This is a genomic window from Dokdonella koreensis DS-123, assembly GCF_001632775.1.
GTDB classification, from domain to species: Bacteria; Pseudomonadota; Gammaproteobacteria; order Xanthomonadales; family Rhodanobacteraceae; genus Dokdonella; species Dokdonella koreensis.
The window spans coordinates 132,343-156,998 of sequence record NZ_CP015249.1 but is presented as its reverse complement, the minus strand read 5'-3'; the positions used below and the strand labels follow the sequence as shown (position 1 = coordinate 156,998).

The window sequence follows — 24,656 nt, the reverse complement described above, 5'->3', positions numbered from 1 at the left end:
CACGCGACGTTCCCACGGCCCATCCCGGCCGGACGCCCGCTGTGCGGCCGCGATGCCACCCTGGCCCTTGTACTCGTACTTCTCATTACCAGCGGAGGTGCGGGTTAAGGGCACGCGTCGATAAAACGATCGCAAACATCCCGAAAACCCCACCTCCGGCGACGGAAGTGGGGTTTTTTTTTGCCCGGCACCCGCGACAGCGGAAAAACCATGACCAACGACAATCCCCCCAGCGACGTAACACCCCCCGCAGCCGGCACCGGCCGCGAGCGGGTCCGGATCTTCGACACCAGCCTGCGCGACGGCGAACAGGCGCCCGGCTTCTCGATGGGACGCGCGGCCAAGCTCCGGCTGGCCCACGCCCTGGAGGAACTGGGCGTCGACGTGCTCGAGGCCGGCTTCCCGAGCGCCTCGGACGGCGACTTCGAGGCGGTCCAGGCGATCGCCCGCGAGGTCCGCCGGCCGATCGTCTGCGGCCTGGCACGCTGCGTGCCCGGCGACATCGACGCCTGCGCCCGCGCGCTGGCGCCGGCGGCCAAGGCACGCATCCACCTGTTCCTCGCGACCAGCCCGCTGCATCGCGAGTTCAAGCTCGGCATGAGCCGCGAGCAGGTGATCGAGAACGCGGTCGCCGCGGTCCGGAACGCCTGCCGGCATTTCGACGACGTGGAGTTCTCGGCCGAGGACGCGATCCGCACCGAGCCGGACTACCTGGTCGAGGTCTTCTCGGCCGTCATCGCAGCCGGCGCGCGCACGGTGAACGTGCCCGACACGGTCGGCTACACGACGCCGGCCGAGATGTACGAGCGGGTGCGCTACCTGCGCGAGCACGTGCACGGCATCGACCAGGCGGTGCTCTCCACCCATTGCCACGACGACCTCGGTCTCGCCGTCGCCAACAGCCTGGCCGCGGTGGCCGCCGGGGCGCGCCAGGTCGAATGCACGATCGGCGGCATCGGCGAGCGCGCCGGCAACGCCTCCCTGGAGGAGATCGTGATGGCGCTCGCCACGCGTGCCGAGTTGTTCGGCGTCGATACCGGCATCGACACGCGCAAGCTCTATCCGACCGCGCGCCTGCTCGGCCAGCTGACCGGCCAGCCGATCGCGCGCAACAAGGCGGTGGTCGGCGAGAACGCCTTCGCCCACGAGTCGGGCATCCACCAGCACGGCATGCTCAAGCATCGCGGCACCTACGAGATCATGAAGCCGGAGGACGTCGGCTTCAGCCGCTCGCAGCTGGTGCTGGGCAAGCACAGCGGCCGCCACGCACTGCGCGAACGCCTGGCGGCGCTCGGCTACGCCCCCGACGAGGCCCAGCTCGATGCGATCTTCACGCGCTTCAAGACACTGGCCGACCGCAAGCGCGAAGTGTTCGACAGCGACCTGGAAGCGCTGGCGGTCGGTCGCGACCCCGAAGCGGTCGGGCCCTGGCACCTGGAACACCTCAACGCCTCCAGCCACCTCGGCGGCAACGGCTCGGCCTCGGTGCGCCTGGTCCACGAGGACGGCCGCCGCGCCAGCGAGGCGGCGATCGGCGACGGGCCGATCGACGCGGTGCTGCGCGCGATCGGCCGCGCGATCGGCCACGACCTGGAACTGACCGACTTCCAGATCCGCGCCCTCAGCCACGGCGGCGACGCGCAGGGCCAGGCCACGCTCGGCGTGCGCCACCAGGACCGCGAGCTCAAGGGACGCGGCGTGTCGACCGACATCGTCGAGGCGGCGGCGCTGGCCGCGCTGGAGATCGCCAACCGCATCGAGCGGGGCACGCCGGCGGTCCCGCTGCGCCAGCTCGCCCAGGCCATCTGAACCCATGCATCCACGAGGACAGCAGCCATGAGCCACGCGCCCTTCATCTGGCACAACGGCCGACTCAAACCCTGGCAGGACGCGACCGTGCACGTCAGCGCCCACGCGCTGCACTACGGCTCGTCGGTATTCGAAGGCGAGCGGGTCTACGCCACGCCGCAGGGACCGGCCTATTTCCGTCTCGCCGACCACACGCGCCGGCTGTTCGAGTCGGCCCGGATCTACGAGATCGACATTGGCTACGGCGAGGACGCGATCAACGCCGCCTGCCTGGAACTGATCGCCGCCAACCGGATGCAGTCGGCCTACGTGCGGCCGATCGTGTTCCGGGGCGCCGGCGGCCTGGGCGTGCTGGCGCGCGAAGGCGCGCCGGTGGACGTGGCGATCCTGGCGCTGGACTGGGGCGCCTACCTCGGCGACGCGATCGAGCACGGGGCCGACGTGTGCGTGTCCTCGTGGCACCGGCCGGCCCCGAACACGTTCCCGAGCTGGGCCAAGGCCGGTGGCAACTACCTGTCCAGCCAGCTGATCGGCCTGGAGGCGCGCCGCGGCGGCTATGCCGAGGGCATCGCGCTCGGCAGCAACGGCCTGCTCAGCGAAGGCGCCGGCGAGAACCTGTTCCTGGTCCGCCGCGGCGTGCTGTACACGCCGCCCAGCAGCGCCGGCATCCTCGCCGGCATCACGCGCGACACCGTGATGACGCTGGCACACGACCTCGGGCTGGCGGTCGAGGAGCGCGACCTGCCGCGCGAGGCGCTCTACACCAGCGACGAGATCTTCATGACCGGTACGGCCGCCGAGATCACGCCGGTGCGCTCGGTCGACCGCAAGCCGGTCGGCGGCGGCACGCCCGGACCGGTCACGCGCGCATTGCAGCAGGCGTTCTTCGGCCTGTTCGACGGCCGCACGCCCGATCGACGGGGCTGGCTGACGCCCGTGCCGGGCGGCACCGACCCCCACCTGGCCGATGCCGACGAGCAGGCGCGGGCGCAGCCGGAGGGCATCGCGGCATGAACGCCCGCACCATCATCGACAAGATCTGGGATGCGCACCAGGTGCGCGCGGAAACCGCCGACACGCCCGGCATCCTCTACGTCGACCTGCACCTGATCCACGAGGTCACCACGCCGCAGGCGTTCGCCGAGCTGCACGCGCGCGGCCTTCCGGTGCGGTGCCCCGAGCGCGTGCTGGCGACGCTGGATCACTCGACGCCGACCCTGCCCGCGGGGCCGGACGGCGTGCGCCCGTACGCCACGCCGGAGGCGGCGCAGCAGGTCGCCCGGCTGGAGGCCAATTGCGCGGCGTTCGGCATCGCGCTCGAGGGCTGGGACAGCGCGCACCGCGGCATCGTGCACGTCATGGGGCCGGAGCTGGGAGCCACCCAGCCGGGCATGACGATCGTCTGCGGCGACAGCCATACCGCGACCCACGGCGCGTTCGGCGCCCTGGCCTTCGGCATCGGTACGACCGAGGTCGGCCACGTGCTGGCCACCCAGTGCCTGCTGCAGCGCAAGCCCCGGACCTTCGCGATCCACGTGGACGGGCGCCTGCGCCCCGGCGTCGGCGCCAAGGACCTGATCCTGCACGTGATCGGCAGGATCGGCGTCGGCGGCGGCACCGGCCACGTCATCGAGTACCGCGGCAGTGCGATCCAGGCGCTGTCGATGGAAGAGCGCATGACGGTCTGCAACATGTCGATCGAGGCCGGCGCGCGCGCCGGCCTGATCGCGCCGGATGAAACGACGTTCGCCTACCTCCGCGACCGCCCGCGGGCGCCGCGCGGGGTGGACTGGGCGCGCGCCGTGGCGTACTGGCGCACGCTCGCCAGCGATCCCGGCGCGCGCTACGACAGCGAGGTGCGCATCGACGCCGCCACGATCGGCCCGACGATCACCTACGGCACGCACCCGGGCATGGTCACACCGATCGCGGCGGCCGTTCCCGTCGCGCGCGACCCGCAGGAAGCCAAGGCCCTGGCCTACATGCGCTTCGAGGGCGGCCGGCCGCTGACCGGCGAGCCGGTCGACGTCGTCTTCGTCGGCAGCTGCACCAACTCGCGCCTGTCGGACCTGCGCGAGGCCGCGGCCGTGCTGGACGGCCGTCGCGTCGCCGACGGCGTGCGCATGCTGGTCGTTCCCGGCTCGGTGGCGACCAAGCACGCGGCCGAGGCCGAGGGACTCGACGCGGTCTTCCTGCGCGCCGGTGCCGAATGGCGCGACGCAGGCTGCTCGATGTGCATCGGCATGAACGGCGACATCGCCCAGCCGGGCCAGCTCGTCGTCTCGACCAGCAACCGCAACTTCGAGGGACGCCAGGGACCGGGCGTGCGCACCGTGCTGGCCAGCCCCCGCGTCGCGGCGGCGGCGGCCGTCGCCGGCCGCATCACCGACCCCGATGCCCTGCTGGAGCACGCCGCATGAAGCCGATCCACCACCTGCGTTCGCGATCGGCGGTCTTGCCGTTCGAGAACATCGACACCGACCGCATCATCCCGGCGCGCTTCCTGACCACGACCGAGCGCACCGGCCTGGGCCGGCACGCGTTCAACGACTGGCGCTACGCGGCCGACGGCAGCCCCAATCTCGACTTCCCGCTCAACCGCCCGGACGCGAAGGACTGCGCGATCCTCGTCGCCGGCCGCAACTTCGGCTGCGGCTCCTCGCGCGAGCATGCGCCGTGGGCGCTGCTCGACTACGGCATCACGGCGGTGATCTCTTCGGAGATCGCCGACATCTTCCGCAGCAATGCGCTCAAGAACGGCCTGCTCGCGATCGTGCTGCCGGCCGACCAGCACGCCGAACTGCTGGAGCACCCCGGCCTCGACCTCGCGATCGACGTCGCCGCCGGCACGATCACGCTGCCCGACGGCCGCGTGTTCGCGTTCGCGCTCGACGGCTTCGCCCGTCACTGCCTGCTGAGCGGCCTGGATCCGCTCGGTTTCCTGCTCGACGCCCGGGCCGACATCGATGCCTACGAGCAGCGCATCCGGTCCAATCCCTACCCGGTGGAGGTCATCGCATGAACGCCCACATCGCCGTCCTTCCCGGGGACGGCATCGGCCCGGAAGTCACCGCGGCCGCCGTCGCCGTGCTGCGCGGCGTGGCCGGCCAGGCCTTCGCCTTCACCGAGCACGCGATCGGCGGCTGCGCGATCGACGCCACCGGCGATCCGCTGCCGGCAGCGACGGTCGAGGCCTGCCGGGCGGCCGACGCCGTCCTGCTCGGCGCGGTCGGCGGGCCGAAGTGGTCGGACCCGAATGCGCCCGTGCGGCCCGAGCAGGGTCTGCTGGCGCTGCGTGCGACGCTCGGCGTCTACGCCAACCTGCGGCCACTGCGCGTCCATCCGCGCCTGGCGGCGCTGTCGCCGCTCAAGGCCGAGCACCTGCACGGCGTCGACCTGGTCTTCGTCCGCGAACTGACCGGCGGCGCCTACTTCGGCCGCAAGACACGCGAGGGCGACGTCGCCGTCGACGAATGCCGCTACAGCGTGGCCGAGGTCGAGCGTGTCGTGCGCCGCGCCTGCGAGCTGGCGCGTGCGCGCCGGGGCCGGCTGACCTCGGTCGACAAGGCCAACGTGCTGGAGACCTCGCGGCTGTGGCGCGCCACCACCGAGCGCATCGCCAGGGACTACCCCGACGTCACGCTCGAGCACCAGCTGGTCGACTCGATGGCGATGCTGCTGCTGACCCGGCCGTCCGCCTACGACGTCATCGTCACCGAGAACCTGTTCGGCGACATCCTGACCGACGAGGCGGCGGCGCTCGCCGGCTCGCTCGGCGTGTCGCCGTCGGCTTCGCTCGGCGACGGGCGGCGCGGCCTCTACGAACCGATCCACGGCTCGGCACCGGACATCGCCGGCCGCGGCGTCGCCAATCCGATCGGCGCGATCCTCAGCGCGGCGCTGCTGCTGCGCCATTCGCTGGGCCTGGACGCCGAGGCGGCCGCGGTCGAGGCCGCGGTCGACGCGGTGCTCGACGAGGCCGAGCTGACCGCCGACCTCGGCGGCCATGCCACCACGCAGCAGGTGACCGATGCGGTGCTGGACCGGCTCGCCGCGCGCCGGAAGGTGGCGGCATGAACGCGCCACCGCCCCGACCGAAGGCGCCGGGCCTGCGCAGCGACGCGATCAAGACCGGTCCCGACCGCGCGCCGGCGCGCGCGATGCTCTATGCCACCGGGCTCGACGCGGCGGCGATCGCCAAGCCGCTGGTGGCGGTCGTGCACACCTGGTCGAACATCTCGCCGTGCAACCTCAACCTGCGCGATCTGGCCGCCGAGGTCGCCGACGGCATCCGCGCCGCCGGCGGCACGCCGGTCGAGTTCAACACGATCGCGGTCACCGACGGCATCGCGATGGGCACGCCCGGCATGCGCGCCTCGCTGATCAGCCGCGAGCTGATCGCCGACTCGATCGAGCTGGCCGTCGACGGCCACTGCCTCGACGCGATGGTCGTCCTGTGCGGCTGCGACAAGACGATCCCGGCCGCGGCGATGGCGCTGGCGCGCCTGGACGTCCCCGGCGTCGCGCTGTACGGCGGCAGCATCGCGCACGGCACGCTCGACGGGACGCCGATCACCGTGCAGCAGGTGTTCGAGGCGGTCGGTGCCCACGGTGCCGGCCGGATCGACGACGCGCGCCTCGGCGCGGTCGAGCAGCGCGCCTGCCCGGGCGCCGGTGCCTGCGGCGGCCAGTTCACCGCCAATACGATGGCGATGGTGCTGACCGCGCTCGGACTGACGCCGCTCGGCCTCAACGACATCGCCGCCACCGATCCGGCCAAGCGCGCCGCGGCACGGCGCTGCGGCGAACTGGCGCTCGAATGCCTGCGCGACGGGCGTACGCCGCGCGGCATCCTCTCGCCGGCGGCGTTCCGCAACGCGATGCGCATCGTCGCGGCGACGGCCGGCTCGACCAATGCCGTGCTGCACCTGCTGGCGATCGCACACGAGGCCGGCGTCGCGCTGACGATCGAGGATTTCGAGGGCGCCTCGGTGCAGACGCCGGTCATCGCCGACCTGATGCCCGGCGGCCGCTACACCGCGATCGAGATGACCGCCGCCGGCGGTATGGCCGCGGTCGCGCGCGAGCTGCGCGCGGCCGGCCTGATCGAGGACGCCCCGACCGTCACCGGCCGCGGGCTGTTCGAGGAGATCGACGCGGCGCCGCCGACGCCGCCCGGCCAGCCGGTGGTCAGGCCGGTCGCCCAGGCGTTCAAGCCGCGCGGCGGCTACTCGATCCTCTACGGCAACCTGTCGCCCGAAGGCTGCATCCTCAAGCTGGCCGGCATCGACACGCTGCGCTTCGAAGGCCGCGCGCGCGTCTTCGAAAGCGAGGAGGACTGCTTCCGCGCCGTGCAGGTCGGCCGCATCGAGGCCGGCGACGTCGTCGTGATCCGCAACGAAGGTCCGGCCGGCGGCCCGGGCATGCGCGAGATGCTCGCCGTCACCGCCGCCCTGGTCGGCCGCGGCCTCGGCGATCGCGTGGCCCTGATGACCGATGGCCGCTTCAGCGGCGCCAGCTACGGCTTCGTCGTCGGCCACGTCGCCCCGGAAGCGGCGCGCGGCGGACCGATCGCCCTGCTGCGCGACGGTGACCGCATCGTCATCGACGCCGTCCGCCGCGTCGTGGAGACCGATGCCGATCTCGCCGCGCGCCGCGCCGACTGGTCACCGCCGCCGCCGAAGGTCGTCCACGGCGCGCTCGCCAAGTACGCCCGCCTGGTCGGATCCGCCGCGCTCGGCGCGGTGACCACCGGCTGACCCCTCACTCCCGCACCCGACCCGCCCCAATCCCCCCGGAGAATCCGATGAGCACCGAGACGATCACCGCCACCACCGACGCCCTCCGCCAGGCCCGCATCGCCGTGCTCGGCTACGGCAGCCAGGGCCGCGCCCATGCCCTCAACCTGCGCGACTCCGGCCTCGACGTCGTCATCGGCCTGCGCCCCGGCGGCCCGACCTCGGCGAAGGCCGCCGCCGACGGCTTCAGCGTGCTCACGCCCGCCGAAGCCGTGCAGGGCGCCGACCTGATCGCCGTGCTGACACCGGACATGGTCCAGGCCACGCTCTACAACGAGGTCATCGCGCCGAACGCCAAGCCGGGTGCCGCGCTGCTGTTCGCGCACGGCTTCAACGTGCACTTCAAGACGATCGAGCCGCGCTACGACATCGACGTCGTGCTGGTCGCGCCGAAGGGTCCCGGCGCGCTGGTCCGGCGCGAGTACGAGATCGGGCGCGGCGTGCCGTGCCTGTTCGCGGTCCACCAGGACGCCAGCGGCCAGGCGCGCGAGAAGGCGCTGGCCTATGCGGCCGGCCTCGGCGGCGCGCGCGCGCTGCTGATCGAGACCGACTTCAAGGAAGAGACCGAGACCGACCTGTTCGGCGAACAGGCGGTGCTCTGCGGGGGCGCCAGCGAGCTGGTCATCAACGGTTTCGAGACCCTGGTCGAGGCCGGCTACAAGCCGGAGATCGCCTACTACGAGGTCATGCACGAGCTGAAGCTGATCGTGGACCTGCTCTACGAGGGCGGCCTCGCCAAGATGCTGAGCTTCATCTCCGAGACCGCCCAGTACGGCGACTACACGCGCGGTCCGCGCGTCGTCGACGCCGGCACCAAGGACCGCATGCGCGAAGTGCTCAAGGACATCCAGGAAGGGCGCTTCGCCCGCGAATGGACCGCCGAGCACGCCGCCGGCCTGCCGAACTACTCGGCCTACAAGCAGAAGGACCTCGACCATCCGATCGAGCAGGTCGGCAGCCGGCTGCGCGCGCGCATGCCGTGGCTCAGTTCCGGCGCCTGACGCAGCCTCTACCGAATGCAGGACGATGACGATGAACGCCATACGTGAAGCCCCCCCGAGGCGACGCCGCACCCATTGGCCGGCGCCGCGATGACCGGTGCCGACATCGTCGTGCAGGTGCTGGCCGACGAGGGCGTCGAGGTCGTTTTCGGCTATTCCGGCGGCGCCATCCTGCCGGTCTACGACGCCGTGTTCCGCTACAACCAGACCCATGCGCAGGCCGGCGGCGGCGAACCGCTGCCGCTGATCGTGCCGGCCAACGAGCAGGGCGCCGGCTTCATGGCGCAGGGCTATGCGCGCGCATCCGGCAGGGTCGGTGTCGCCCTGGTCACGTCCGGCCCCGGCGCGACCAACACGGTCACGCCGGTACGCGACGCGATGGCCGACTCGATCCCGATCGTGGTCCTGTGCGGGCAGGTGCCGACCGGATCGATCGGGACCGACGCGTTCCAGGAGGCGCCGATCAGCAACATCATGGCCGCCTGCGCCAAGCACGTGTTCCTGGTCACCGAAGCCAGCCGGCTGGAGGCGACGCTGCGCACGGCCTTCGAGATCGCGCGCACCGGCCGGCCCGGCCCGGTCGTGGTCGACATTCCCAAGGACATCCAGAACGCCGAGCTGCGCTTCCGCGGCGAGGGCACGCTGCCGTTGCCCGGCTACCGCGCACGGCTGCGCGCGATCGACGCCGCGACCCTGGACGCGGCGCGGTGCGCGCCGTTCTTCGAGGCGCTGAAGGAGGCGCGCCGGCCGCTGCTCTACGCCGGCGGCGGCGTGATCGCCGGTGAGGCGGCCGGCGCCCTGCGCGACTTCGCGCGTGCCTTCGGCATCCCGGTGGCGACCACGCTGATGGGCCTGGGCGCCGTCGACACGACCGACGCGCTGGCGCTGCAGATGCTCGGCATGCACGGCACCGCATTCGCCAACTACGCCGTGGAGGACTGCGACTTCCTGATCGCCGTCGGTGCGCGCTTCGACGACCGGGTGGCCGGCGTGCCGCAGGCGTTCGCCGGCGGCGCACGCTTCATCGCGCACCTGGACATCGACCCGGCCGAGATCAACAAGGTCAAGCCGGCCGACTGGCACCACCTGGGCAACCTGTCCCGGGCGCTGGACACCTTGCGCATCTACGGGCTGCAGCACGGCTTCCGGCCGCGCGAGGAGGGCGCGTATGCGGACTGGCATGCGCACGTGGCCGCGCTCAAGCGCACCCATGCGATGAACTACGACCGCACCAGCGCGCGCATCCAGCCGTACGCGGTGATCGAGGCGATCAACCGCCTGACCCAGGGCCGCGCGATCATCAGCACCGGCGTGGGGCAACACCAGATGTGGGCGGCGCAGTACTTCGACTTCCGCGAGCCGCGGCTGTGGCTGACGTCCGGCTCGATGGGGACGATGGGGTTCGGCCTGCCGGCCGCGATCGGTGCGCGGTTCGCCCGCCGCGACCTGCCGGTCATCGACATCGACGGCGACGCCAGCATCCGCATGAACCTCGGCGAGCTGGAGACCGTGACCACCTACGGGCTGCCGATCAAGGTGGTCGTGCTCAACAACGTCGGCGACGGCATGGTGCGCCAATGGCAGCGCCTGTTCTTCAAGGGACGCTTCTCGGCCACCGACAAGAGCCTGCACAAGAAGGACTTCGTGCGCGCCGCCCAGGCCGACGGCTTCGAGTGGGCGCACCGGCTGGACCGGCCCGAGGACCTGCTGCGCGTCGTCGCCGACTTCATCGCCTTCGACGGGCCGGCCTTCCTCGAGGTCATGATCGACCCGGATGCCGGTGTGTACCCGATGGTCGGACCCGGCATGACCTACGCGCAGATGATCACCGGCGATTTCATCGCATCGCGGCAGGCGGCACCCGCCGTCGCCGAGGCCGCGCCGTCGGAGATGTTCTGATGCGCCGGATCATCGCCATCCTGCTGCAGAACGAGGCCGGCGCACTGGCCCGCGTCGCCGGCCTGTTCTCCGCACGCGGCTACAACATCGACTCGCTGACCGTCGCCGCGACCCACGACCCGGCGATCTCGCGGCTGACCCTGGTCACCAGCGGCGACGACGCCGTGATCGACCAGATCGTCAAGCAGTCGCGCAAGCTGATCGACGTGCTCGAGATCGCCGACCTGACCGGCCGCGAGCACCTCGAATCGGAGCTGCTGATCGTCAAGGTCGGTGTCGCCGGCCGCACCCTGACCGAGGTCGAGGCCTGCGTCGGCCGCCACCCGGGCGCGCGGATCGTCGACAGCGGCCTGCGCAGCCGCGTCGTCCAGTTCAGCGGTGCCGGCCGCGAGGTCAACGCGTTCTTCTCGGAACTGTCGAACCTAGCGCCGGTGCTGGAACTGGCGCGCAGCGGCACCGCGGCGCTGGAACGCGGCGACGCCGCGCTGGTGCCGAGCCTCTAGGGCGTGTCATCAATCCCCCGGCAGGTCGCGTTGGCCCTGGAAAGTCGTCAGGGGGTGTTGCGTGGCGCCGCGCCTGACTGGCCGTCAGGTCAAGCCGCGCAACGCACGCTGGCGGCTTTCCAGGGCCAACCCGTAGGGCCGCTCTTGCGTGCGCCCGGGACTGCGTCATCGCTCGGGCGTGGACCGACGTCCACTTCCTCCCTCTTCCTTGTCCCGGACGCACGCAAGAACGGCGCGGCCTACCGAGGGATTGATGACACGCCCTAGGCGGCTGCTCCCCGGGACTTGCCGCGGTCGTCGCGGCCGGCCAGGCCGGCGTCACGGCGACGGCCCGACGCCTGCCGCAGCGGCTCACCGCGGCCAGCCGGCAGGCCGCGCAGCAGCGGCGCGACCGCCGGGATACCGACAGAGCCGGGCCGCCCTACCGTCCGCCCAAGATCCGCCCGATCGATGGCGGCTGACCGCAGCGGCCCGATACATGGCAGGCGCGAATGTGACGGACGTCGCCATTGCGGACCGTCGGGCGCGGCGGCGCGGTTGCTGCCGCAACCGGGCCCTCGCATAATCGGTCGCTCCGTTCGGGAACCGGTTCGCGCGTCGGCAACCCGTCGCACCGCCGGAATCATGGCCGCACTGCGTCCACATTGATACCGCCGAGGCGGTGGCAGGGGAGAATTGACGATGGTCGATCCGACAACGGATCCAGATGCGCTCGACGGCGCCGATCTCGGCGTGGTCGATGCCTTGCGCGGCCTCAGGCAGGAGGCCGAGCTGCTGCGCGCCCGCCTGGCATCGCTGAAGGCCATGCAGGGCAACCTTGCCGATGCGGTGTTCCAGCGCGTGCACGAGGACTACAGCCAGCGCGTCGCCGACCTGGAGGCGCGCAGCGCTCCGTTGCGCGCGCAGGCGCGCCTGGCCTATGCCGGCCTGCGCGATCGCCTCGCGGCCATCCAGCACGCGTATGCGTCGATCCAGATCGATCGGCAGGAGATCGACCTGCGCCACCAGCTCGGCGAGTACGACGACGCCGAGCGCACCGAGCGCCTGGCCGCGATCGACAGCGCCCTGCGCGAGCGCAGCATCGCCCAAGATCGTGCCGAATCGCTGCGCGCACGCTTTCTCGAGGTCTTCGAGAGCGAAGCCGACCTCGAGCCGGCACCGCCGCCGCCCGTATCGACGCGGAGCGCGACGGTGCTGGCGACCCTGGCGGAGGAACCGTCGCCCGACGAGGAGCTGGCCGCCCTGACCCTCGATGCCTCGATGCTCGCCCAGATTCCGGAGCCGGGCACCGCCAGCGTCGTCGAGCCGCCGCCGGTACCGCGCGAGGACACCGCGCCGGCGCACGTGGAGGCCGCCGTGACCCAGATCCTGCAAGTGCTGGAGATGCCGGACCTGCCGAGCATTCCGCCGGCCCCGTCCGCCCCGGTGCCCGCACCGCCGCCGGCCAAGGCAGCGGCCGCCCCGGTCGCGGCGCGCGCCGCGTCGCCCGAACCGCGCATCGCCGTACCACCGGCCGCGCCGCCGGCGCCGCCATCGCCGGCAAGCGCACCGGCAGCGGCCTCGGGCAGCACGATGTTCCTGCGCATGGCGCGCCTGGTGCCGCAGAATGCCGAAGCCGGCCGCGCGGCCATTCCGCTGCCGCCCAAGCCGATCACGCTCGGCGCCGACGCCGCGAGCGACATCCGTGTCGGTGGCCCCGGCGTGGAAGCCCAGCACGCCCGCATCGAAGCCAACAGCCAGGGCTACATGCTGGCCGACCTCGACAGCCGGCACGGTACGCGCGTCAACGCCGAGCCGGTCCGCGAGCGCCTGCTGCGCCACGAGGACGTGATCCAGATCGGTACGGCGCGCTACGTGTTCCGCGAGGGCTGAAACCACGCCGGCGCGCCCCGGCGCAACCCGCGCTCAATCGCCGGCCGCGCGTTCGCGACAGCCGGGCAGCCCGCGCAGCCGAGCGTGGATCGGGTGGCCGTCGAACGCCGCCGCGGCGTGCTCGCGGGCCGCGCGCAGCCGGTCCAGCGCCTCGGCACAGCGGCCCTGTCCGGCGGAGGCCTGCGCGAGCCACAGTGCGCGCTGCCCCAGGTCCGGGCGCTGTGCCGAACGTCCCGCCACCGCACGTGCCTCGGCGTCCCGCCAGGCCGCCTCGGCGCCGGCGAGGTCGCCCTGGGCGAACAGGGCCTCGCCCAGCCAGTCGGCGGCGGTGACGCTGCTCGCGTCGTCGCCGGGCGCGTACCGGTCGCTGGCCGCCAGCACCTCGCGCAGCAGCGACGCGGCGTGCTCGGACCGACCCTCGCGCAGCCAGACGTAGGCCTTGCGCATGCGCGACCACAGCAGGTGCGAACCGTCGTCCTTGCCGTACAACCGCACCGCCAAGTCGATCGCATGATCGGCCGCCGCGTGCGCCTGTGCGAAGCGGCCGGCGTCGGCCCGCGCCATCGCCAGGTCGCCGCTGCCGAGCACCGTGTACGGGTGGAGCGCGCCGCGCTGCTCGACGGTCGCCGTCCAGGCCTGCTCGGCCATCGCCAGCGCCTCGTCGTACCGTTCCAGCTGCCCGAGCAGCAGGGACTGCAGTTGCAGGACCGAGGCCTCCTCCGGCAGGCCGTGCGTGCGGTTCAGGTACCGATGCTCGTCGAGCAGGGCCAGCGCGCGCGGGTAGTCGCCCATGAATGGATAGGTGCTCGCCATGCGCAGCTTGACGTAGAGCAAGGTGCGGATCGTCTTCGGATCGTCCGGATCGAGCAGGTCGATGACCGACTGGTAGCGCGCGATGGCCGCCTGCGCGAGGTCGTCGGGCATCGGCTGCCTCAGCAGCAGTTCGGCCAGCTCCGCCCGCGTGAACTCGGCGCCATGGCCGATCAGCGCCCGGGCCGCCTCGGCGAGCCGGTAGCCCTGCTGATCGTGGCGCAGGCGCAGATGGATGCCGCTCAGCGCGAACAGGATCGCCGCACGGATGCGCGGCTTGTCGTGCAGTTCGTTCTCGATGCGCGCGGTGCCCGCCTCGAGCACCGTGTCGATGCTGGGCTTCTCGCCCTTGTGCAGGGCCGGGTCGGCCTGCGCGAACACCGACACCATGAACTCGGTGACCGCCCGCGCCGCCGCGGCATCGTCCTCGGCACGCCGGCGCGCCGCCTCGGCCTCGGCGTTGGCCAGGCCAACCTGCCGCACGTAGGTGCCGGTCAGCGCGGCCAACGCGGCGGCGACCGCGAGTGCGCCCATCAGCGCCAGCCGATGCCGATGCAGGAAGCGGCCGGCGCGATAGCGCCGCGCGCCACCGGTCGCCGCGACCGGGCGCAGTTCCAGCAGCGCCTGTACGTCGGCCGCGAGTGCGCCGGCCGTGCGGTAGCGCGACGCCGGCGTCGCGTCGAGGGCGCGGCGCAGGATCGCCGCGAGATCGCGGTGCCGGTTGCGTGGCGGCGCCGCGGCCGCCGTCAGCAGGTCGAGCAGGCGACCGAGCTGGAAGATGTCGTCGCCGACGCCGGCCGCATCGCCGCGGTTCTGCTCCGGACTCGCGAAGCCCGGCGTACCGGCCTGCGGCGCCTGACCGGCGACGTCGTCGAGCGCCGCGGCGATGCCGAAGTCGAGCAGGCGGACCTGACCGCGCGCATCGACCAGGATGTTGGCGGGCTTGAGATCGCGATGCACGACCAGCTGTGCATGTGCGTAGTCCACCGCGTCGCAGACCTGCAGGAACAACCGCAGCCGCTCCAGGCCCGGCAGCCCGCGACGCTCGCAATAGTGATCCAGTCGCTCGCCCTCGACGACCTCCATCGCGAACCAGAGCCGGCCGCCGTCGGTGCGGCCACCGTCGATCAGGCGTGCGATGCCCGGGTGCTGCAGCCGGGCCAGCAGGCGCCGCTCGCGATCGAGCAGACGCTCGGCGAGCGCCGGATCGGCGTCACCGGCCATGACCTTGAGCGCGACCTGCTGGCTGTAGCTGCCGTCGTCGCGTTCGGCACGGTAGACGATGCCCAGGCCGCCGCGGCCGATCTCGCCGACGATCCGGAACGCACCGACCCGCTCGCCGGCCTGCAGCACGTCCTCGTCGTTGTCGAACAATTGCTGCGCCAGCTGGCTGCGCAGCGCTTCGCCGGGCTCCAGCCGCAGGCGCTTGAGGCCGGTAGGCGTCATGGTGCCGTCTCGCCGAGCAGGACCAGCAGACGCTCGCGCGCCCGCGTCCACAGCCGCCGCACGGTGCGTTCGGAAATGCCCATGGCCTGCGCGGTCTCCGGCTCGCTCATGCCGGCGAAGAAGCGGCACTCGACGACGCGCACGAGATCCTCGTCCTCGCGTCCCAGTCGCAGCAGGGCCGCGTCCACGGCGATGAAGTCCGCGCTCTCGGCGTCGAGCACGGCCGTGCCCTCGTCGAGCTCGACGCGATGCTGCTCGCCACCCCGCTTGAGCGTGAGCCGCGTGCGCGCATAGGCACAGATCACCTGGCGCATGACCTTGGCGGACAGCGCGAAGAAGTGCTGGCGCGTGGCCGGCACCTGGCTGCCGGATTCGGCCAGGCGCAGGTACCACTCGTTGATCAGGCTGGTCGCGTTGAGCGTCGGCAGCGTCGAGCCGCGCAGCAGCAGCTGGCGTGCCATGCGCTTCAGGTCACCGAAGGTACCGCGCAGCAGTGCTTCCCAGGCCGCGCGCTCGCCGGCGCGGGCCTGGCCGAGCAGGCGGGTTATCTCGTCTTGATCGGACACCGGGGACACGGCCGCACCAGAAGGCGGCGGCCATTGGACCTTGCCCGATGCCGCCGGTCCAGTGACCACGGTCACCGGCGCAGGCGCGCAAGGCACCGCCCGCTGTGCGCGGCACGGCGCCGGATCGGCCGTGGCCGGCGCACGGGCCGGCCATTCGGCGAGCAGGGACGACATCCCGATGCCGAAGTGCCGCGCCGGCCCCGGCACGATGCCGGAGCGGACGCGGCATCCGGTCAGAACGGCAGCTCCTCGAAGTGCGCGATGATCAGCGGCGCGTCATTGGGGAGGTAGAGTGGTCCCTGCGAGTACACCACGCTGTCGAGCGGCACGATGTTGTCGCCGGCGATGCTGCTGCCGTCACCGTAGCGGCACGCACCCGAGTAATAGGCGCCGCGCGTGTTCCCGGCCTGGTTGATGCCGATCAAGAATTCGGTGCCGGCCGGACCGTACTCGGAACTCACTTCCACGACCAGATCCTGGGTCTGTGCGTTCGGTACGAAGGCCTGCGCCGGCACATGACGCGTGACCAAGGAGTCGCCGGCGTAGACGAGCGCATTCTCGATGCCGATCACCGTGAGGTTCTCGACCGCCAGCTCGGCATCGCGCGGAATCGTGTACAGGCGGATCGGAAGATACTGCGTGGCGATCGAATCGCCGACACCGAAGTCGATGCCGGTGACGGCGACGCGCCCGGACAGATCGTGATCCTCGGCCAGCCGGAAGCGACGGAACCAGGCGTTGCGACGAACGCTGGTGCTGCTGCCCCACTGCCAGCAGACCGCGCCGCTGAGTGTGACGTTCGCCGGATCGTGATTCTGGATCAGCCGGTTGGCCGGCGCTTCGAAGTCGTGCGCGAACAGCCGGTTGTGGCGCAGCGGGCAGGTGGCCGCGCCGTCGATCTGCACGGTGTCCACGGCGGCGACGACGCCGTTGCCGTTCGGCTCCCAGCCGCCGCCCCAGCGCAGCGGATAGTGGTTCTGGATCGCGACCCGGCCGCGCCCGGATTCGGGCAGCGCGACGCTGACCCGGGTCCAGTTGAGCGGGAAGCCGTTGCAGGCGGTGGCATCGGACTCATAGCAGAATTCGTTCGTGACCAGCGCCTCGTTGACGACCGCCAGCTGCTGCGTGAACGCACCGACGTCGTCCGGGCCCGCGCCGACGTCGCTGCAGTCGCCGCTCGAGCAGGCGCGCACGTAGAGACGCTCGGGCAACTGGAACAGGTCGTCGATCGCGGCGCGCGTCCAGAAACTCAGGCGCATGCCCGGCGCGAAATCGATCTCCGGCGTCAGCAGCCAGCTGCTGTTGGTCATGAACGAACCGGACAGCGTCCAGCCGGCCGAGAGCACGCGCGTGTGCGGCTGTCCGCTGTGGCCGCCGAAGTTGAGCAGCCGGTTGGTCGGTTGATTGCCGTAGTCCCACAGCACCGGCGCCGCGTCACCGGTGCCTGCGCTGCGGTTGTAGCGCAGCCAGCCGTCCTCGGCGTAGAGCGTGTCGATGCGGTCGAAGTCCTCCCGGCACAGGTCGCCCGAAGCGCCGCCGTCGAGGACGATGGCCAGATCACCGTCGTGATGGACGCGCGTGCCGGCCGGCCCTTCCGGAAGCGCCTGGGCATGGACGAATGCAGAGGAAAGCAGACAACACCCGCCCAGCAGGGCGGCGACGCGAGCGGTCAATCGGTTGGCGGGCATGGAAGGCACTCCGGCAGAGGGTTGTGGTCGGGATCGTGGGGCGGCCGGCCAGCAGCGCCGCCTTCCCGTCTCATCAATAGGCGATCCGACGAAAAACCCGGCCAACCGGTGGCGCGAGGGCGAGACAGTCCCCCAGGCCTGCGGCGATTGCGCCTCTCCGGGCCGTGCTGGTGGTGCGCGTGCCGGCCGGCGCGGTGGAAGTCCGGCCTCGGCCGCCTCAGCGTGCCGGAGGATCGCCGCTGGCGGCGGCGCGTTCGAGATCGGCCGCGTGGCGGTCGGCGGCACCTTGCAGGGCCTTGGCTCGTTCGAGCGCTTCGCGCTGGCCGTCGACCAGGGTCTTCGGCGGAATCTCCACGGCCGGTGGCGGCGGCGGCGAGCAGGCCGCCAGCGCGAGCAGCGTGACGAGCAGGGGAACGCGCGACGGGTTCATCGGTGCTCCGCGGCGACGGGATCCGCTACAGTCTGCGCGTGGGCAAGGCCGTGGACAAGCGGCGGGAGGACGGTGATGAATCCGGCACGCTGGCGACTGGATGGGCAGGTCGCGCTGGTGACCGGTGCCAGCAAGGGCATCGGGCTGGCCTGTGTACGCGAGCTGGCCCTGCTGGGCGCCGACGTGCTGCTGGTCGCGCGCGACGAGCCGTATCTGGAGGCGATCGCCGGCGAGCTGGCGGACGAGTTCCCGGCGCGGCGCATGCTGGCCTTTGCCGCCGACGTCACCGATGCCGAACAGCGCCTGGAAGTGTTCGACTGGATCGCCGACCTCGACCTGCCGCTGTCGCTGCTGGTCAACAACGCCGGCGGCAACACCAGCCGGCCGGTGCTCGACTACAGCCTGGACGAGGTCCGTGCCCTGCTCGACACCAACCTGCTGGGCGCGTTCGAGATGTGCCGGCTGGCCCATCCGCACCTGGCCGAACACGGCGGCGCGGCGATCGTCAACGTCGGGTCGGTGTCCGGACTGACCGCGGTCCGTACCGGGGCGCCGTACGGCATGACCAAGGCCGCCCTGCACCAGCTGACCCGGAACCTGGCCTGCGAATGGGCCGAGGACGGCATCCGCGTCAACGCGGTCGCGCCCTGGTACATCCGCACCCAGCGCACCGAAGGCCCGCTCTCGGACCCGGACTACCTGGACGAGGTGCTCGAGCGCACGCCGATGCATCGCATCGGCGAGGTGGAGGAAGTCGCCGCCGCGGTCGCCTTCCTGTGCCTGCCGGCGGCCAGCTACGTCACCGGCGAGTGCATCGCGGTCGACGGCGGCTTCCTGCGCTACGGCTTCTAGTCGGCCGCCAGGGGGCAGACCGGCCTAGGTCGGCTCGGGCAGCCGTTCGCTGCGGGCCGTCTCGCCGAAGGACGCCGCCAGCGCGGCGAGATAGGCTTCCTGGGTACGGTAGTGGCCGAACACGTGGCGCGAGAAGAACCGGAAGACCGGTGAGGAAACCTCGCCGTCCTCGGTGATCGCCACGCGGCTGCCGCTGCCGTCGGGCAATACCTCGATCGTCCAGCGTCCGCCGAAGCCGAGATCGGTGTCGGCGATGCGGGTGACGAAACGATGCGGCGGCTCGGCCCGCTCGATGCGGTAGGTGATCGTGCCGTTGCCGTCCGTCAGCCGGAAACCGGCTTCGCCGTCCGCCACCGGCAGCAGCTCGACCGCCTTGACGTCCTTGCGCCAGGTGCCGGCCTGGGCGACGTCGCTGATACGCGCATAGACGGCCTCCGGTGCCGCGGCGAGCCGCAGCGCCGTCCGCGCGCGATGCGCGCTCGGCAGGCGGCTGCCAAGCCAGACGACCGCCACGGCCGCGGCGGCGAGCAGGCCGATGGTCGAGAGAACGATCTTCAACATGCCGGCTTCTCCTCCGTGGTCGTCACGCCGCCGAGCGCGCGTGCGGCGCCGGCCAGCAGGTCCAGGCCCTCGACGGCACGGCGGCGCTCCGCGGGTGACAGGCGCGCCAGCAGCAGCGCGACGCGGTCGGCATCGAGTACGGACGCCGCCGCCATCGCCTGCTCGCCGCGTGCGGTCAGCCGGATCCGCTGGACGCGCCGGTCGGCCGGTTCCGGATCGCGCGCGATGTAGCCCAGGGCCTGCAGTTCGGCCAGCGCGGCGGACAGGGTGGAGGGGCGGATGCCCAGGTGCCGTGCCAGCGCCGCAGCGCGCAGCGGCGCGTCGACCGACAGGTGGGCGAGGACGGAAGCATCCCGCGCACTGAGCGCCTGGGCGTTGCTGCGCGCGCGCCGGTGCTCGCTGTGGCAGGCGAAGTAGATCTGCGGATAGCCGCGCAGGACGGCCAGGATTTCGGCGTTCATGGCCTCGGATTCTAGGCAGGGCCGATCGTTCGTCAAAACGAACGATCGGCGGTCCGGCCCGCCGCTTGACAGACGAGGGGCACCAGGTAATTAATTAAGTAACTACCTAACTATCGAACGGCCATGGAACGTGTCTTCGAAGCGCTGGCGTCGACCGCGCGGCGCAAGATCCTTGCCTACCTCAACCAGGGCGAACTGACCGCCGGCGAGATCGGCGCGCGGTTCGCGTTCAGCAAGCCGGCGCTGTCCGGCCACCTGCGCGTCCTCGAGGACGCCGGCCTGATCGAGCGCGAGAAGCGCGGGCAGTACGTCTATTTCCGACTGGTGCCGGACCGCCTCGCGAACACCGTGTTCGCCTGGGCCGCCGAGGTATGCCCGGTTGCCCGGCCGCTCAAGCGCGAAAGCCGCGCGCGGGCGAAGTCCCGGCCCCAGCCGCGCTAACCCGGGCGGAACCCGATTCCATGTCGAGCACCGTCAGGGCCGTGCGCACGTTTCCGAGCACGCGCATTCCGTCGCGCAGCGGCGGGCTTCCCGTCGAGGTCGTGCTGGTGGCGCAGCTCGGACCCGGCGGCGGCGACCACCTGATCGAGCACGCGGCGGCCCGGCAGCGCGGCCACGAGACCTTCGTCGATGCACTGGACGAGCCCTCCGCCCGTCTCGGCGCCATGGACCTCGGCAACGGCGACGCCACCTCGCTGTACAGCTTCGTCGTCGGCGCGGGCGGCCACCCGTTCCACCGCCATGCCGGCCACCGCGTGTTCACCGCGATCTCCGGCAGTGCCGGCGCGCAGTTGCGCTTCTCCACCGCACCCGACGCGCAGGTCGCCGACGATCCGCACGCGTTCGTCGCGGCCCTGCACCACGTCGACATTCCGGCCGACTGCCTTTTCACCGTTCGGTTCGGCGGGGGAACCTGGCACCAGTTCGTGCCGTTGCGACCGCGATCCGCACATCCGGCCTTGTTTGCGCTGTCGTGCCATACGAACGAACTCGGCGGCGACCTGGCGCCGGAACTGCGCCGGCGCGTGCTCGCCAACGACGCCAGCATTCCCGCGCTGACCGAAGTACTGCCGGCCCCGGTGCGCGCCCTGCTCGAAAGCGCCGCCTTCGACGCGACACGCGTGGCGACGACGGCGCTTTCACTGGAGGCCCCGCCCATGTCCCGGCTCGGCCGGGCATCGGGCGCGCTGCGGCGCGTGCTGGGCCGGATACGCGCAAGGATCGCGCGCTTGCGCCGCCCGGTCGGTTTCCTTGCCGACAACGGCGCAGGCAGCCGCAGGACGGCGCCCGCCGCCGTCGCGGACGACTCGCTGCTGCGCGACCAGCTTGCACGGCTGCCGGTCCACGAAGACGCGGTCGAGTGGGTGACGGGCGCCACCGCGTTCGCGAGCCCGTCGGCGACGGCGGCCCTGGCCGCGATCCTGGCCGGCTTCCTCGAGAACCGCCCGCTCGGCGTGTCGCGGCTGATGCGCCTGCGCAACCGCCTCGTCCGTCCGCTCGGGCTGCGCACCTCGCCGCTCGGTTGCCCGGTGTCTTCGCTGTTGTCGTCGGAACCGTCCGCGCCCCTGTTCGAGGGGCGCTTCCCGGTGCTCGCACAACGGATCGATGCCGCGGACGCATCCGCCGAGGTGATCCTCGGCGCCGACGACGCGCATCTGGTGTTCCGGTCCTGCGTCGGCGTGGAACGGCTGCCCGACGGCCGGATGCGCTGCACGCTCGGTACGCGCGTGCATACGCTCAACCGGTTCGGCCGTTTCTACATGGCGATGATCGGCCCGGTGCATCGCCACTACATCGCGCCCACCCTGCTTCGGCAGGCGGTCGATCACGCGACGAAGCCGCAGCGGCAGCCGGGCGAGGCCATTGACAGCCGAAAACGGCCAGTTCGAAGCGGGCGGGACTGCTAGGTTTGCCGCATGGCCCTGGACCTTCCGACGATGCCCAGCCCCGCTGCCTGCGAACGGGCACGGCTGACCCGCGACCGCCGCTTCGACGGGTTGTTCTTCACCGCAGTGAAATCGACCGGCATCTACTGCCGGCCGGTATGCCCGGCCCCGGCGCCGAAGCCGCGCAACATCGTCTACTACCCCAGTGCCGCAGCGGCCGCAGCCGCCGGCTTCCGGCCGTGCCTGCGGTGCCGGCCGGAAGCGGCCCCGGGCTCCCCGCTGCATCGTGCCCGCAGCGAGCTGGTGGCCGGCGCCCTGCGCCTGATCGAGCAAGGTGCGCTGGACGACGGTTCGCTGCCGGCGCTGGCCCGGCGCATCGGCGTCGGAGAACGCCATCTGCGCCGCCTGTTCATGGACGAGCTGGGCGCCAGTCCGCTGGATGTGGCGGCGACGCGGCGGCTGCTGTTCGCCAAGCAGCTGGTCGGCGAAACCGGCCTGCCGATCACCGAGATCGCGCAGGCCGCCGGCTATGCCAGCGTGCGTCGTTTCAATGCCGCGTTCAGCGCCGCCTACGGGAAGCCGCCTCGCGAGATCCGCCGCACGCGCGCGGCGCTCGCCAACGGCGCCGCGGACGATCTCGTGCTGCGCCTGCCGTTTCGCGCGCCGTATGATTTCGCGCACCTGGCGGCGTTCTACGCGCGGCGCGCGATTCCCGGGGTGGAGGTCGCCGAGGCGCTGGCGTACCGGCGCAGCTTCATTCTCGACGGCGTCCCCGGCTGGTTCGAGGTCGCTCCGATCGCCGGCGACGAAGCCCTGGGCCTGCGCGTGCACCACCCTCGCAGCAGCACGCTCGGGACCCTCGCCGCCCGCGTCAGGCGCATGTTCGACGTCGACGCCGACCCGCATGCGCTGGCCGCCGTGTTCCGGCGCAGCGCCCTGCTGGCACCGCTGATCCGGCGCTGGCCCGGCCAGCGCCTGCCGGGCGCCTGGGACGGGTTCGAGCTGGCCGTGCGCGCCGTGCTCGGCCAGCAGGTCAGCGTCGCCGCGGCCCGCACGCTGGCAGCCCGCGTCGCCGCCACCCATGGCGCCGTCTATCCGGCCGGCGAAGCCGTCGGCCTCGGCCGGCTGTTTCCCACGCCGCAGCACCTCGTCGAGGCCGACCTCGAACAACTGGGGATCACCCGCGCACGCGCCGCCACGATCCGCGGCCTCGCGCGCGCACTGCTCGACGGCCGCGTGCAGTTCCGCGCCGAGCAACCACTGGCCGCATTCGAGCGCGACCTGGTGGCCCTGCCGGGCATCGGCGCATGGACCGCCCACTACATCGCGATGCGCGCCCTCGCGCAGCCCGACGCGTTCCCGGCAGCGGACCTGATCCTGCGGCGCGCCGCCGGCGGCGACCGGCCGCTGTCGACGCGCGAACTGGAACAGGCGAGCGAGGCCTGGCGGCCGTGGCGCGCCTATGCGGTCATGCTGCTGTGGCGCGCGAGTTGAACGGTGCGTCAAGCGGTGCACAGCCTGTTGCAGCTCGACCGAAGCAGCGATCAAGCACGATCGAAAAGCGCTTCCCAAGCGTGCAGTCATGGACGGCCGCTTCTAGACGTACCGCCAGCATCGAACGCCACGCTGATGCAACTCGACCAAACCAGCGATCAAGGACAATCGCAAAGCGCTTCCCAAACATGCGGCCATGGATGGCCGCTTCTGGACCTGCCGCCAGCACCGCACGCCACACTGACGCAACTCGACCGAACCAGCGATCAAGGATCGATCGCAAAGCCTTTTCCAAACGTGCGGCCATGGATGGCCGCTTCTGGACCTGCCGCCGGCACCACACGCCACGCTGATGCAACTCGACCGAAGCAGCGATCAAGGACGATCGCACAAACAAAGGACCCTGACGATGGAGTTCGACTACCTCCAGACACCGATCGGGCGGCTGCTGCTGGTCGCCGACGAAGCCGGGTTGCGGCACATCGACTTCCCGAACGCGGACCAGGATGCACGCATCGACGCGAGCTGGAACCGCGGCCGCCGCTTCCTCGGCGCCACGATCGAACAGCTCCAGGCCTACTTCGCCGGCGATCTCACGGCGTTCGATGTCGCGCTCGCCGCGCGTGGCACCGCGTTCCGCAAGACGGTCTGGGATGAACTCGTGCGGATTCCGTACGGCCAGACGATCAGCTACGGGGAACTCGCCCGGCGGATTCGCCAGCCGAATGCCAGCCGGGCGGTCGGCGCCGCGAACGGCGCCAACCCGCTGCCGATCATCGTGCCCTGCCATCGCGTCATCGGCAGCAGCGGCAAGCTGACCGGGTTCGGCGGCGGCCTGCCGACCAAGCAATGGCTGCTCGAGCACGAGCGGCGGCATGCGCCGCCCACGGCATTCATTCTGCAATGACCGCAGCGGTGCGGCTCAGCAGCCGCGCAGACGTTCGCGCAACTGGCGCTCCTGCCGCTCAAGCGTCGGCTGGGTGTCGCTGAACGCGCGCGTGAGCGCGTCGCGCACGCCGTCCAGTTCCTCCCGCAGATAGGCACAGGCCTCCTGCGGCGCGGCGCGATGACATGCGTCCTGGACCTCGACATAGGCTGCGGCGAGCGGCGCCTCGGTGGCCGGCAGGGTCGGAATCGCGCGCAGACCGGGCGCCGACACGCCGATACCGTTGCGACCGCCGTAGCTCTGCGCGAGACCGCGGCCCGAGCCGCCGAGCAGGCCGTACGGAACCGCGTAGCGATCGCCGACGCCGCTGTCGCTGAGATAGCGGCTGCCGTCGTAGCGCGTACACAGGAAGAAGCTCGGCGGTGGTTCGCGTGGGACCGGCGGCGCGGGCGGCGGCGATGTGGTCTCCACCGACGGCGCCGGTGCCTCGCCGCCGATAGCTTCGGCGGTACGCGGCGGCGGCGGCGTGTACTCCGGCAACTGCAGGCGCTGCTGGCGCGCGCCGCCTCCACAGGGACGATCCTGGAAGCTGACCGCGCCGTCCGCCGCGGTGCACTTGAACGCTTCGGCGGCAGAAGCGGCGAACGGCACCCCGGCCAGCAAGGCCAGGATCAGGGACGGATGGCGGCGCATC

The 24,656-nt window shown here is 71.9% G+C and carries 23 protein-coding genes; 15 read left to right on the top strand and 8 right to left on the bottom strand.

Annotated features, from left to right (window positions below; all coding sequences use genetic code 11):
- Positions 1-210: 210 nt before the first annotated feature.
- The 10 genes from I596_RS00605 to I596_RS00560 all read left to right on the top strand — a co-directional run bounded on the left by I596_RS00605 (position 211) and on the right by I596_RS00560 (position 12,882).
- Positions 211-1,809, top strand: a complete 1,599-nt coding sequence (locus I596_RS00605) for a 2-isopropylmalate synthase (protein ID WP_067642697.1) — start codon at positions 211-213, stop codon at positions 1,807-1,809.
- 27 nt (positions 1,810-1,836) lie between these two features.
- Complete coding sequence (locus I596_RS00600; protein ID WP_067642694.1) at positions 1,837-2,823, top strand: branched-chain amino acid transaminase; 987 nt, start codon at positions 1,837-1,839, stop codon at positions 2,821-2,823.
- Positions 2,820-4,229, top strand: a complete 1,410-nt coding sequence (leuC, locus tag I596_RS00595) for a 3-isopropylmalate dehydratase large subunit (RefSeq protein WP_067642691.1) — start codon at positions 2,820-2,822, stop codon at positions 4,227-4,229. Before I596_RS00600 ends, leuC begins: the two co-directional genes overlap by 4 nt.
- Positions 4,226-4,831, top strand: coding sequence for a 3-isopropylmalate dehydratase small subunit (gene leuD / locus I596_RS00590; protein ID WP_067642688.1), 606 nt, complete (start codon positions 4,226-4,228; stop codon positions 4,829-4,831). Before leuC ends, leuD begins: the two co-directional genes overlap by 4 nt.
- Entirely contained in the window at positions 4,828-5,886 is a 1,059-nt protein-coding gene (leuB, locus tag I596_RS00585; RefSeq protein WP_067642687.1) for a 3-isopropylmalate dehydrogenase, read from the top strand. The genes leuD and leuB overlap by 4 nt, the downstream gene beginning before the upstream one ends.
- Positions 5,883-7,568 (top strand): dihydroxy-acid dehydratase, encoded by a 1,686-nt coding sequence (ilvD, locus tag I596_RS00580; protein WP_223303886.1) that lies wholly within the window; start codon positions 5,883-5,885, stop codon positions 7,566-7,568. The genes leuB and ilvD overlap by 4 nt, the downstream gene beginning before the upstream one ends.
- A 47-nt stretch (positions 7,569-7,615) precedes the next feature.
- Complete coding sequence (gene ilvC, locus I596_RS00575; protein ID WP_067642684.1) at positions 7,616-8,608, top strand: ketol-acid reductoisomerase; 993 nt, start codon at positions 7,616-7,618, stop codon at positions 8,606-8,608.
- A gap of 90 nt (positions 8,609-8,698) precedes the next feature.
- Positions 8,699-10,507 carry a biosynthetic-type acetolactate synthase large subunit gene (ilvB, locus tag I596_RS00570; RefSeq protein ID WP_067642681.1) on the top strand — a complete coding sequence of 603 codons (1,809 nt, stop codon included), beginning with the start codon at positions 8,699-8,701 and terminating at the stop codon, positions 10,505-10,507.
- The gene (gene ilvN, locus I596_RS00565; RefSeq protein WP_067642678.1) at positions 10,507-11,010 is read left to right on the top strand and encodes an acetolactate synthase small subunit; all 504 of its coding nucleotides are present in this window, start codon (positions 10,507-10,509) and stop codon (positions 11,008-11,010) included. Before ilvB ends, ilvN begins: the two co-directional genes overlap by 1 nt.
- A gap of 681 nt (positions 11,011-11,691) precedes the next feature.
- On the top strand, positions 11,692-12,882 hold the full coding sequence (locus I596_RS00560; RefSeq protein WP_067642675.1) for an FHA domain-containing protein: 1,191 nt from the start codon (positions 11,692-11,694) through the stop codon (positions 12,880-12,882).
- Between the two features lie 33 nt (positions 12,883-12,915).
- On the opposite strand, the gene I596_RS00555 is transcribed toward I596_RS00560, so the two are convergent.
- From I596_RS00555 to I596_RS00540, 4 genes are all read right to left on the bottom strand, one after another.
- Positions 12,916-15,138, bottom strand: a complete 2,223-nt coding sequence (locus I596_RS00555; protein ID WP_067642672.1) for a serine/threonine-protein kinase — start codon at positions 15,136-15,138, stop codon at positions 12,916-12,918.
- A complete protein-coding gene (locus I596_RS00550; protein WP_067651210.1) occupies positions 15,135-15,704 on the bottom strand; it encodes an ECF-type sigma factor in 570 nt (189 codons plus the stop codon). Before I596_RS00550 ends, I596_RS00555 begins: the two co-directional genes overlap by 4 nt.
- Positions 15,705-15,937: 233 nt before the next feature.
- Entirely contained in the window at positions 15,938-17,392 is a 1,455-nt protein-coding gene (locus I596_RS00545) for a choice-of-anchor J domain-containing protein (RefSeq protein ID WP_067642669.1), read from the bottom strand.
- 217 nt (positions 17,393-17,609) lie between these two features.
- The gene (locus tag I596_RS00540) at positions 17,610-17,822 is read right to left on the bottom strand and encodes a hypothetical protein (RefSeq protein ID WP_067642666.1); all 213 of its coding nucleotides are present in this window, start codon (positions 17,820-17,822) and stop codon (positions 17,610-17,612) included.
- 75 nt (positions 17,823-17,897) lie between these two features.
- On the opposite strand from I596_RS00540, the gene I596_RS00535 reads away from it, so the two are divergent.
- Positions 17,898-18,674 (top strand): SDR family oxidoreductase, encoded by a 777-nt coding sequence (locus I596_RS00535; RefSeq protein WP_067642663.1) that lies wholly within the window; start codon positions 17,898-17,900, stop codon positions 18,672-18,674.
- 24 nt (positions 18,675-18,698) lie between these two features.
- On the opposite strand, the gene I596_RS00530 is transcribed toward I596_RS00535, so the two are convergent.
- Positions 18,699-19,235: an SRPBCC family protein gene (locus I596_RS00530; protein WP_067642660.1), complete on the bottom strand. Its 537-nt coding sequence runs from the start codon at positions 19,233-19,235 to the stop codon at positions 18,699-18,701.
- Entirely contained in the window at positions 19,229-19,696 is a 468-nt protein-coding gene (locus I596_RS00525) for a MarR family winged helix-turn-helix transcriptional regulator (protein ID WP_067642657.1), read from the bottom strand. The genes I596_RS00530 and I596_RS00525 overlap by 7 nt, the downstream gene beginning before the upstream one ends.
- A gap of 123 nt (positions 19,697-19,819) precedes the next feature.
- Between I596_RS00525 and I596_RS00520 the strand changes: the two genes are divergently transcribed.
- Genes I596_RS00520 through I596_RS00510 form a run of 3 tightly spaced genes read left to right on the top strand, consistent with a single transcriptional unit; the run spans position 19,820 to position 23,076 of the window.
- A complete protein-coding gene (locus I596_RS00520) occupies positions 19,820-20,137 on the top strand; it encodes a metalloregulator ArsR/SmtB family transcription factor (protein ID WP_067642654.1) in 318 nt (105 codons plus the stop codon).
- A gap of 20 nt (positions 20,138-20,157) precedes the next feature.
- On the top strand, positions 20,158-21,603 hold the full coding sequence (locus tag I596_RS00515) for a DUF2867 domain-containing protein (protein ID WP_067642651.1): 1,446 nt from the start codon (positions 20,158-20,160) through the stop codon (positions 21,601-21,603).
- A 9-nt stretch (positions 21,604-21,612) separates the two neighbouring features.
- The gene (locus I596_RS00510) at positions 21,613-23,076 is read left to right on the top strand and encodes a DNA-3-methyladenine glycosylase 2 (RefSeq protein WP_067642648.1); all 1,464 of its coding nucleotides are present in this window, start codon (positions 21,613-21,615) and stop codon (positions 23,074-23,076) included.
- Here the strand turns inward: I596_RS00510 and I596_RS18320 are convergent.
- A complete protein-coding gene (locus tag I596_RS18320; protein WP_150131937.1) occupies positions 23,051-23,383 on the bottom strand; it encodes a hypothetical protein in 333 nt (110 codons plus the stop codon). The two genes, I596_RS00510 and I596_RS18320, sit on opposite strands and share 26 nt — an antisense overlap.
- Positions 23,384-23,428: 45 nt before the next feature.
- On the opposite strand from I596_RS18320, the gene I596_RS00505 reads away from it, so the two are divergent.
- Positions 23,429-23,983: a methylated-DNA--[protein]-cysteine S-methyltransferase gene (locus tag I596_RS00505; protein WP_223303885.1), complete on the top strand. Its 555-nt coding sequence runs from the start codon at positions 23,429-23,431 to the stop codon at positions 23,981-23,983.
- Positions 23,984-23,998: 15 nt separating this feature from the next.
- On the opposite strand, the gene I596_RS00500 is transcribed toward I596_RS00505, so the two are convergent.
- The gene (locus I596_RS00500) at positions 23,999-24,655 is read right to left on the bottom strand and encodes a DUF4124 domain-containing protein (RefSeq protein ID WP_067642641.1); all 657 of its coding nucleotides are present in this window, start codon (positions 24,653-24,655) and stop codon (positions 23,999-24,001) included.
- Position 24,656: the final 1 nt, after the last annotated feature.

What these genes read in the sequence shown, in the direction of transcription:
- I596_RS00605 (WP_067642697.1), top strand. Translation starts at nt 211, where the DNA reads ATGACCAACGACAATCCCCCCAGCGACGTAACACCCCCCGCAGCCGGC.
- I596_RS00600 (WP_067642694.1), top strand. Translation starts at nt 1,837, where the DNA reads ATGAGCCACGCGCCCTTCATCTGGCACAACGGCCGACTCAAACCCTGG.
- leuC (WP_067642691.1), top strand. Translation starts at nt 2,820, where the DNA reads ATGAACGCCCGCACCATCATCGACAAGATCTGGGATGCGCACCAGGTG.
- leuD (WP_067642688.1), top strand. Translation starts at nt 4,226, where the DNA reads ATGAAGCCGATCCACCACCTGCGTTCGCGATCGGCGGTCTTGCCGTTC.
- leuB (WP_067642687.1), top strand. Translation starts at nt 4,828, where the DNA reads ATGAACGCCCACATCGCCGTCCTTCCCGGGGACGGCATCGGCCCGGAA.
- ilvD (WP_223303886.1), top strand. Translation starts at nt 5,883, where the DNA reads ATGAACGCGCCACCGCCCCGACCGAAGGCGCCGGGCCTGCGCAGCGAC.
- ilvC (WP_067642684.1), top strand. Translation starts at nt 7,616, where the DNA reads ATGAGCACCGAGACGATCACCGCCACCACCGACGCCCTCCGCCAGGCC.
- ilvB (WP_067642681.1), top strand. Translation starts at nt 8,699, where the DNA reads ATGACCGGTGCCGACATCGTCGTGCAGGTGCTGGCCGACGAGGGCGTC.
- ilvN (WP_067642678.1), top strand. Translation starts at nt 10,507, where the DNA reads ATGCGCCGGATCATCGCCATCCTGCTGCAGAACGAGGCCGGCGCACTG.
- I596_RS00560 (WP_067642675.1), top strand. Translation starts at nt 11,692, where the DNA reads ATGGTCGATCCGACAACGGATCCAGATGCGCTCGACGGCGCCGATCTC.
- I596_RS00555 (WP_067642672.1), bottom strand. Translation starts at nt 15,138, where the DNA reads ATGACGCCTACCGGCCTCAAGCGCCTGCGGCTGGAGCCCGGCGAAGCG.
- I596_RS00545 (WP_067642669.1), bottom strand. Translation starts at nt 17,392, where the DNA reads ATGCCCGCCAACCGATTGACCGCTCGCGTCGCCGCCCTGCTGGGCGGG.
- I596_RS00540 (WP_067642666.1), bottom strand. Translation starts at nt 17,822, where the DNA reads ATGAACCCGTCGCGCGTTCCCCTGCTCGTCACGCTGCTCGCGCTGGCG.
- I596_RS00535 (WP_067642663.1), top strand. Translation starts at nt 17,898, where the DNA reads ATGAATCCGGCACGCTGGCGACTGGATGGGCAGGTCGCGCTGGTGACC.
- I596_RS00530 (WP_067642660.1), bottom strand. Translation starts at nt 19,235, where the DNA reads ATGTTGAAGATCGTTCTCTCGACCATCGGCCTGCTCGCCGCCGCGGCC.
- I596_RS00525 (WP_067642657.1), bottom strand. Translation starts at nt 19,696, where the DNA reads ATGAACGCCGAAATCCTGGCCGTCCTGCGCGGCTATCCGCAGATCTAC.
- I596_RS00520 (WP_067642654.1), top strand. Translation starts at nt 19,820, where the DNA reads ATGGAACGTGTCTTCGAAGCGCTGGCGTCGACCGCGCGGCGCAAGATC.
- I596_RS00515 (WP_067642651.1), top strand. Translation starts at nt 20,158, where the DNA reads ATGTCGAGCACCGTCAGGGCCGTGCGCACGTTTCCGAGCACGCGCATT.
- I596_RS00510 (WP_067642648.1), top strand. Translation starts at nt 21,613, where the DNA reads ATGGCCCTGGACCTTCCGACGATGCCCAGCCCCGCTGCCTGCGAACGG.
- I596_RS18320 (WP_150131937.1), bottom strand. Translation starts at nt 23,383, where the DNA reads ATGGCCGCACGTTTGGAAAAGGCTTTGCGATCGATCCTTGATCGCTGG.
- I596_RS00505 (WP_223303885.1), top strand. Translation starts at nt 23,429, where the DNA reads ATGCAACTCGACCGAAGCAGCGATCAAGGACGATCGCACAAACAAAGG.
- I596_RS00500 (WP_067642641.1), bottom strand. Translation starts at nt 24,655, where the DNA reads ATGCGCCGCCATCCGTCCCTGATCCTGGCCTTGCTGGCCGGGGTGCCG.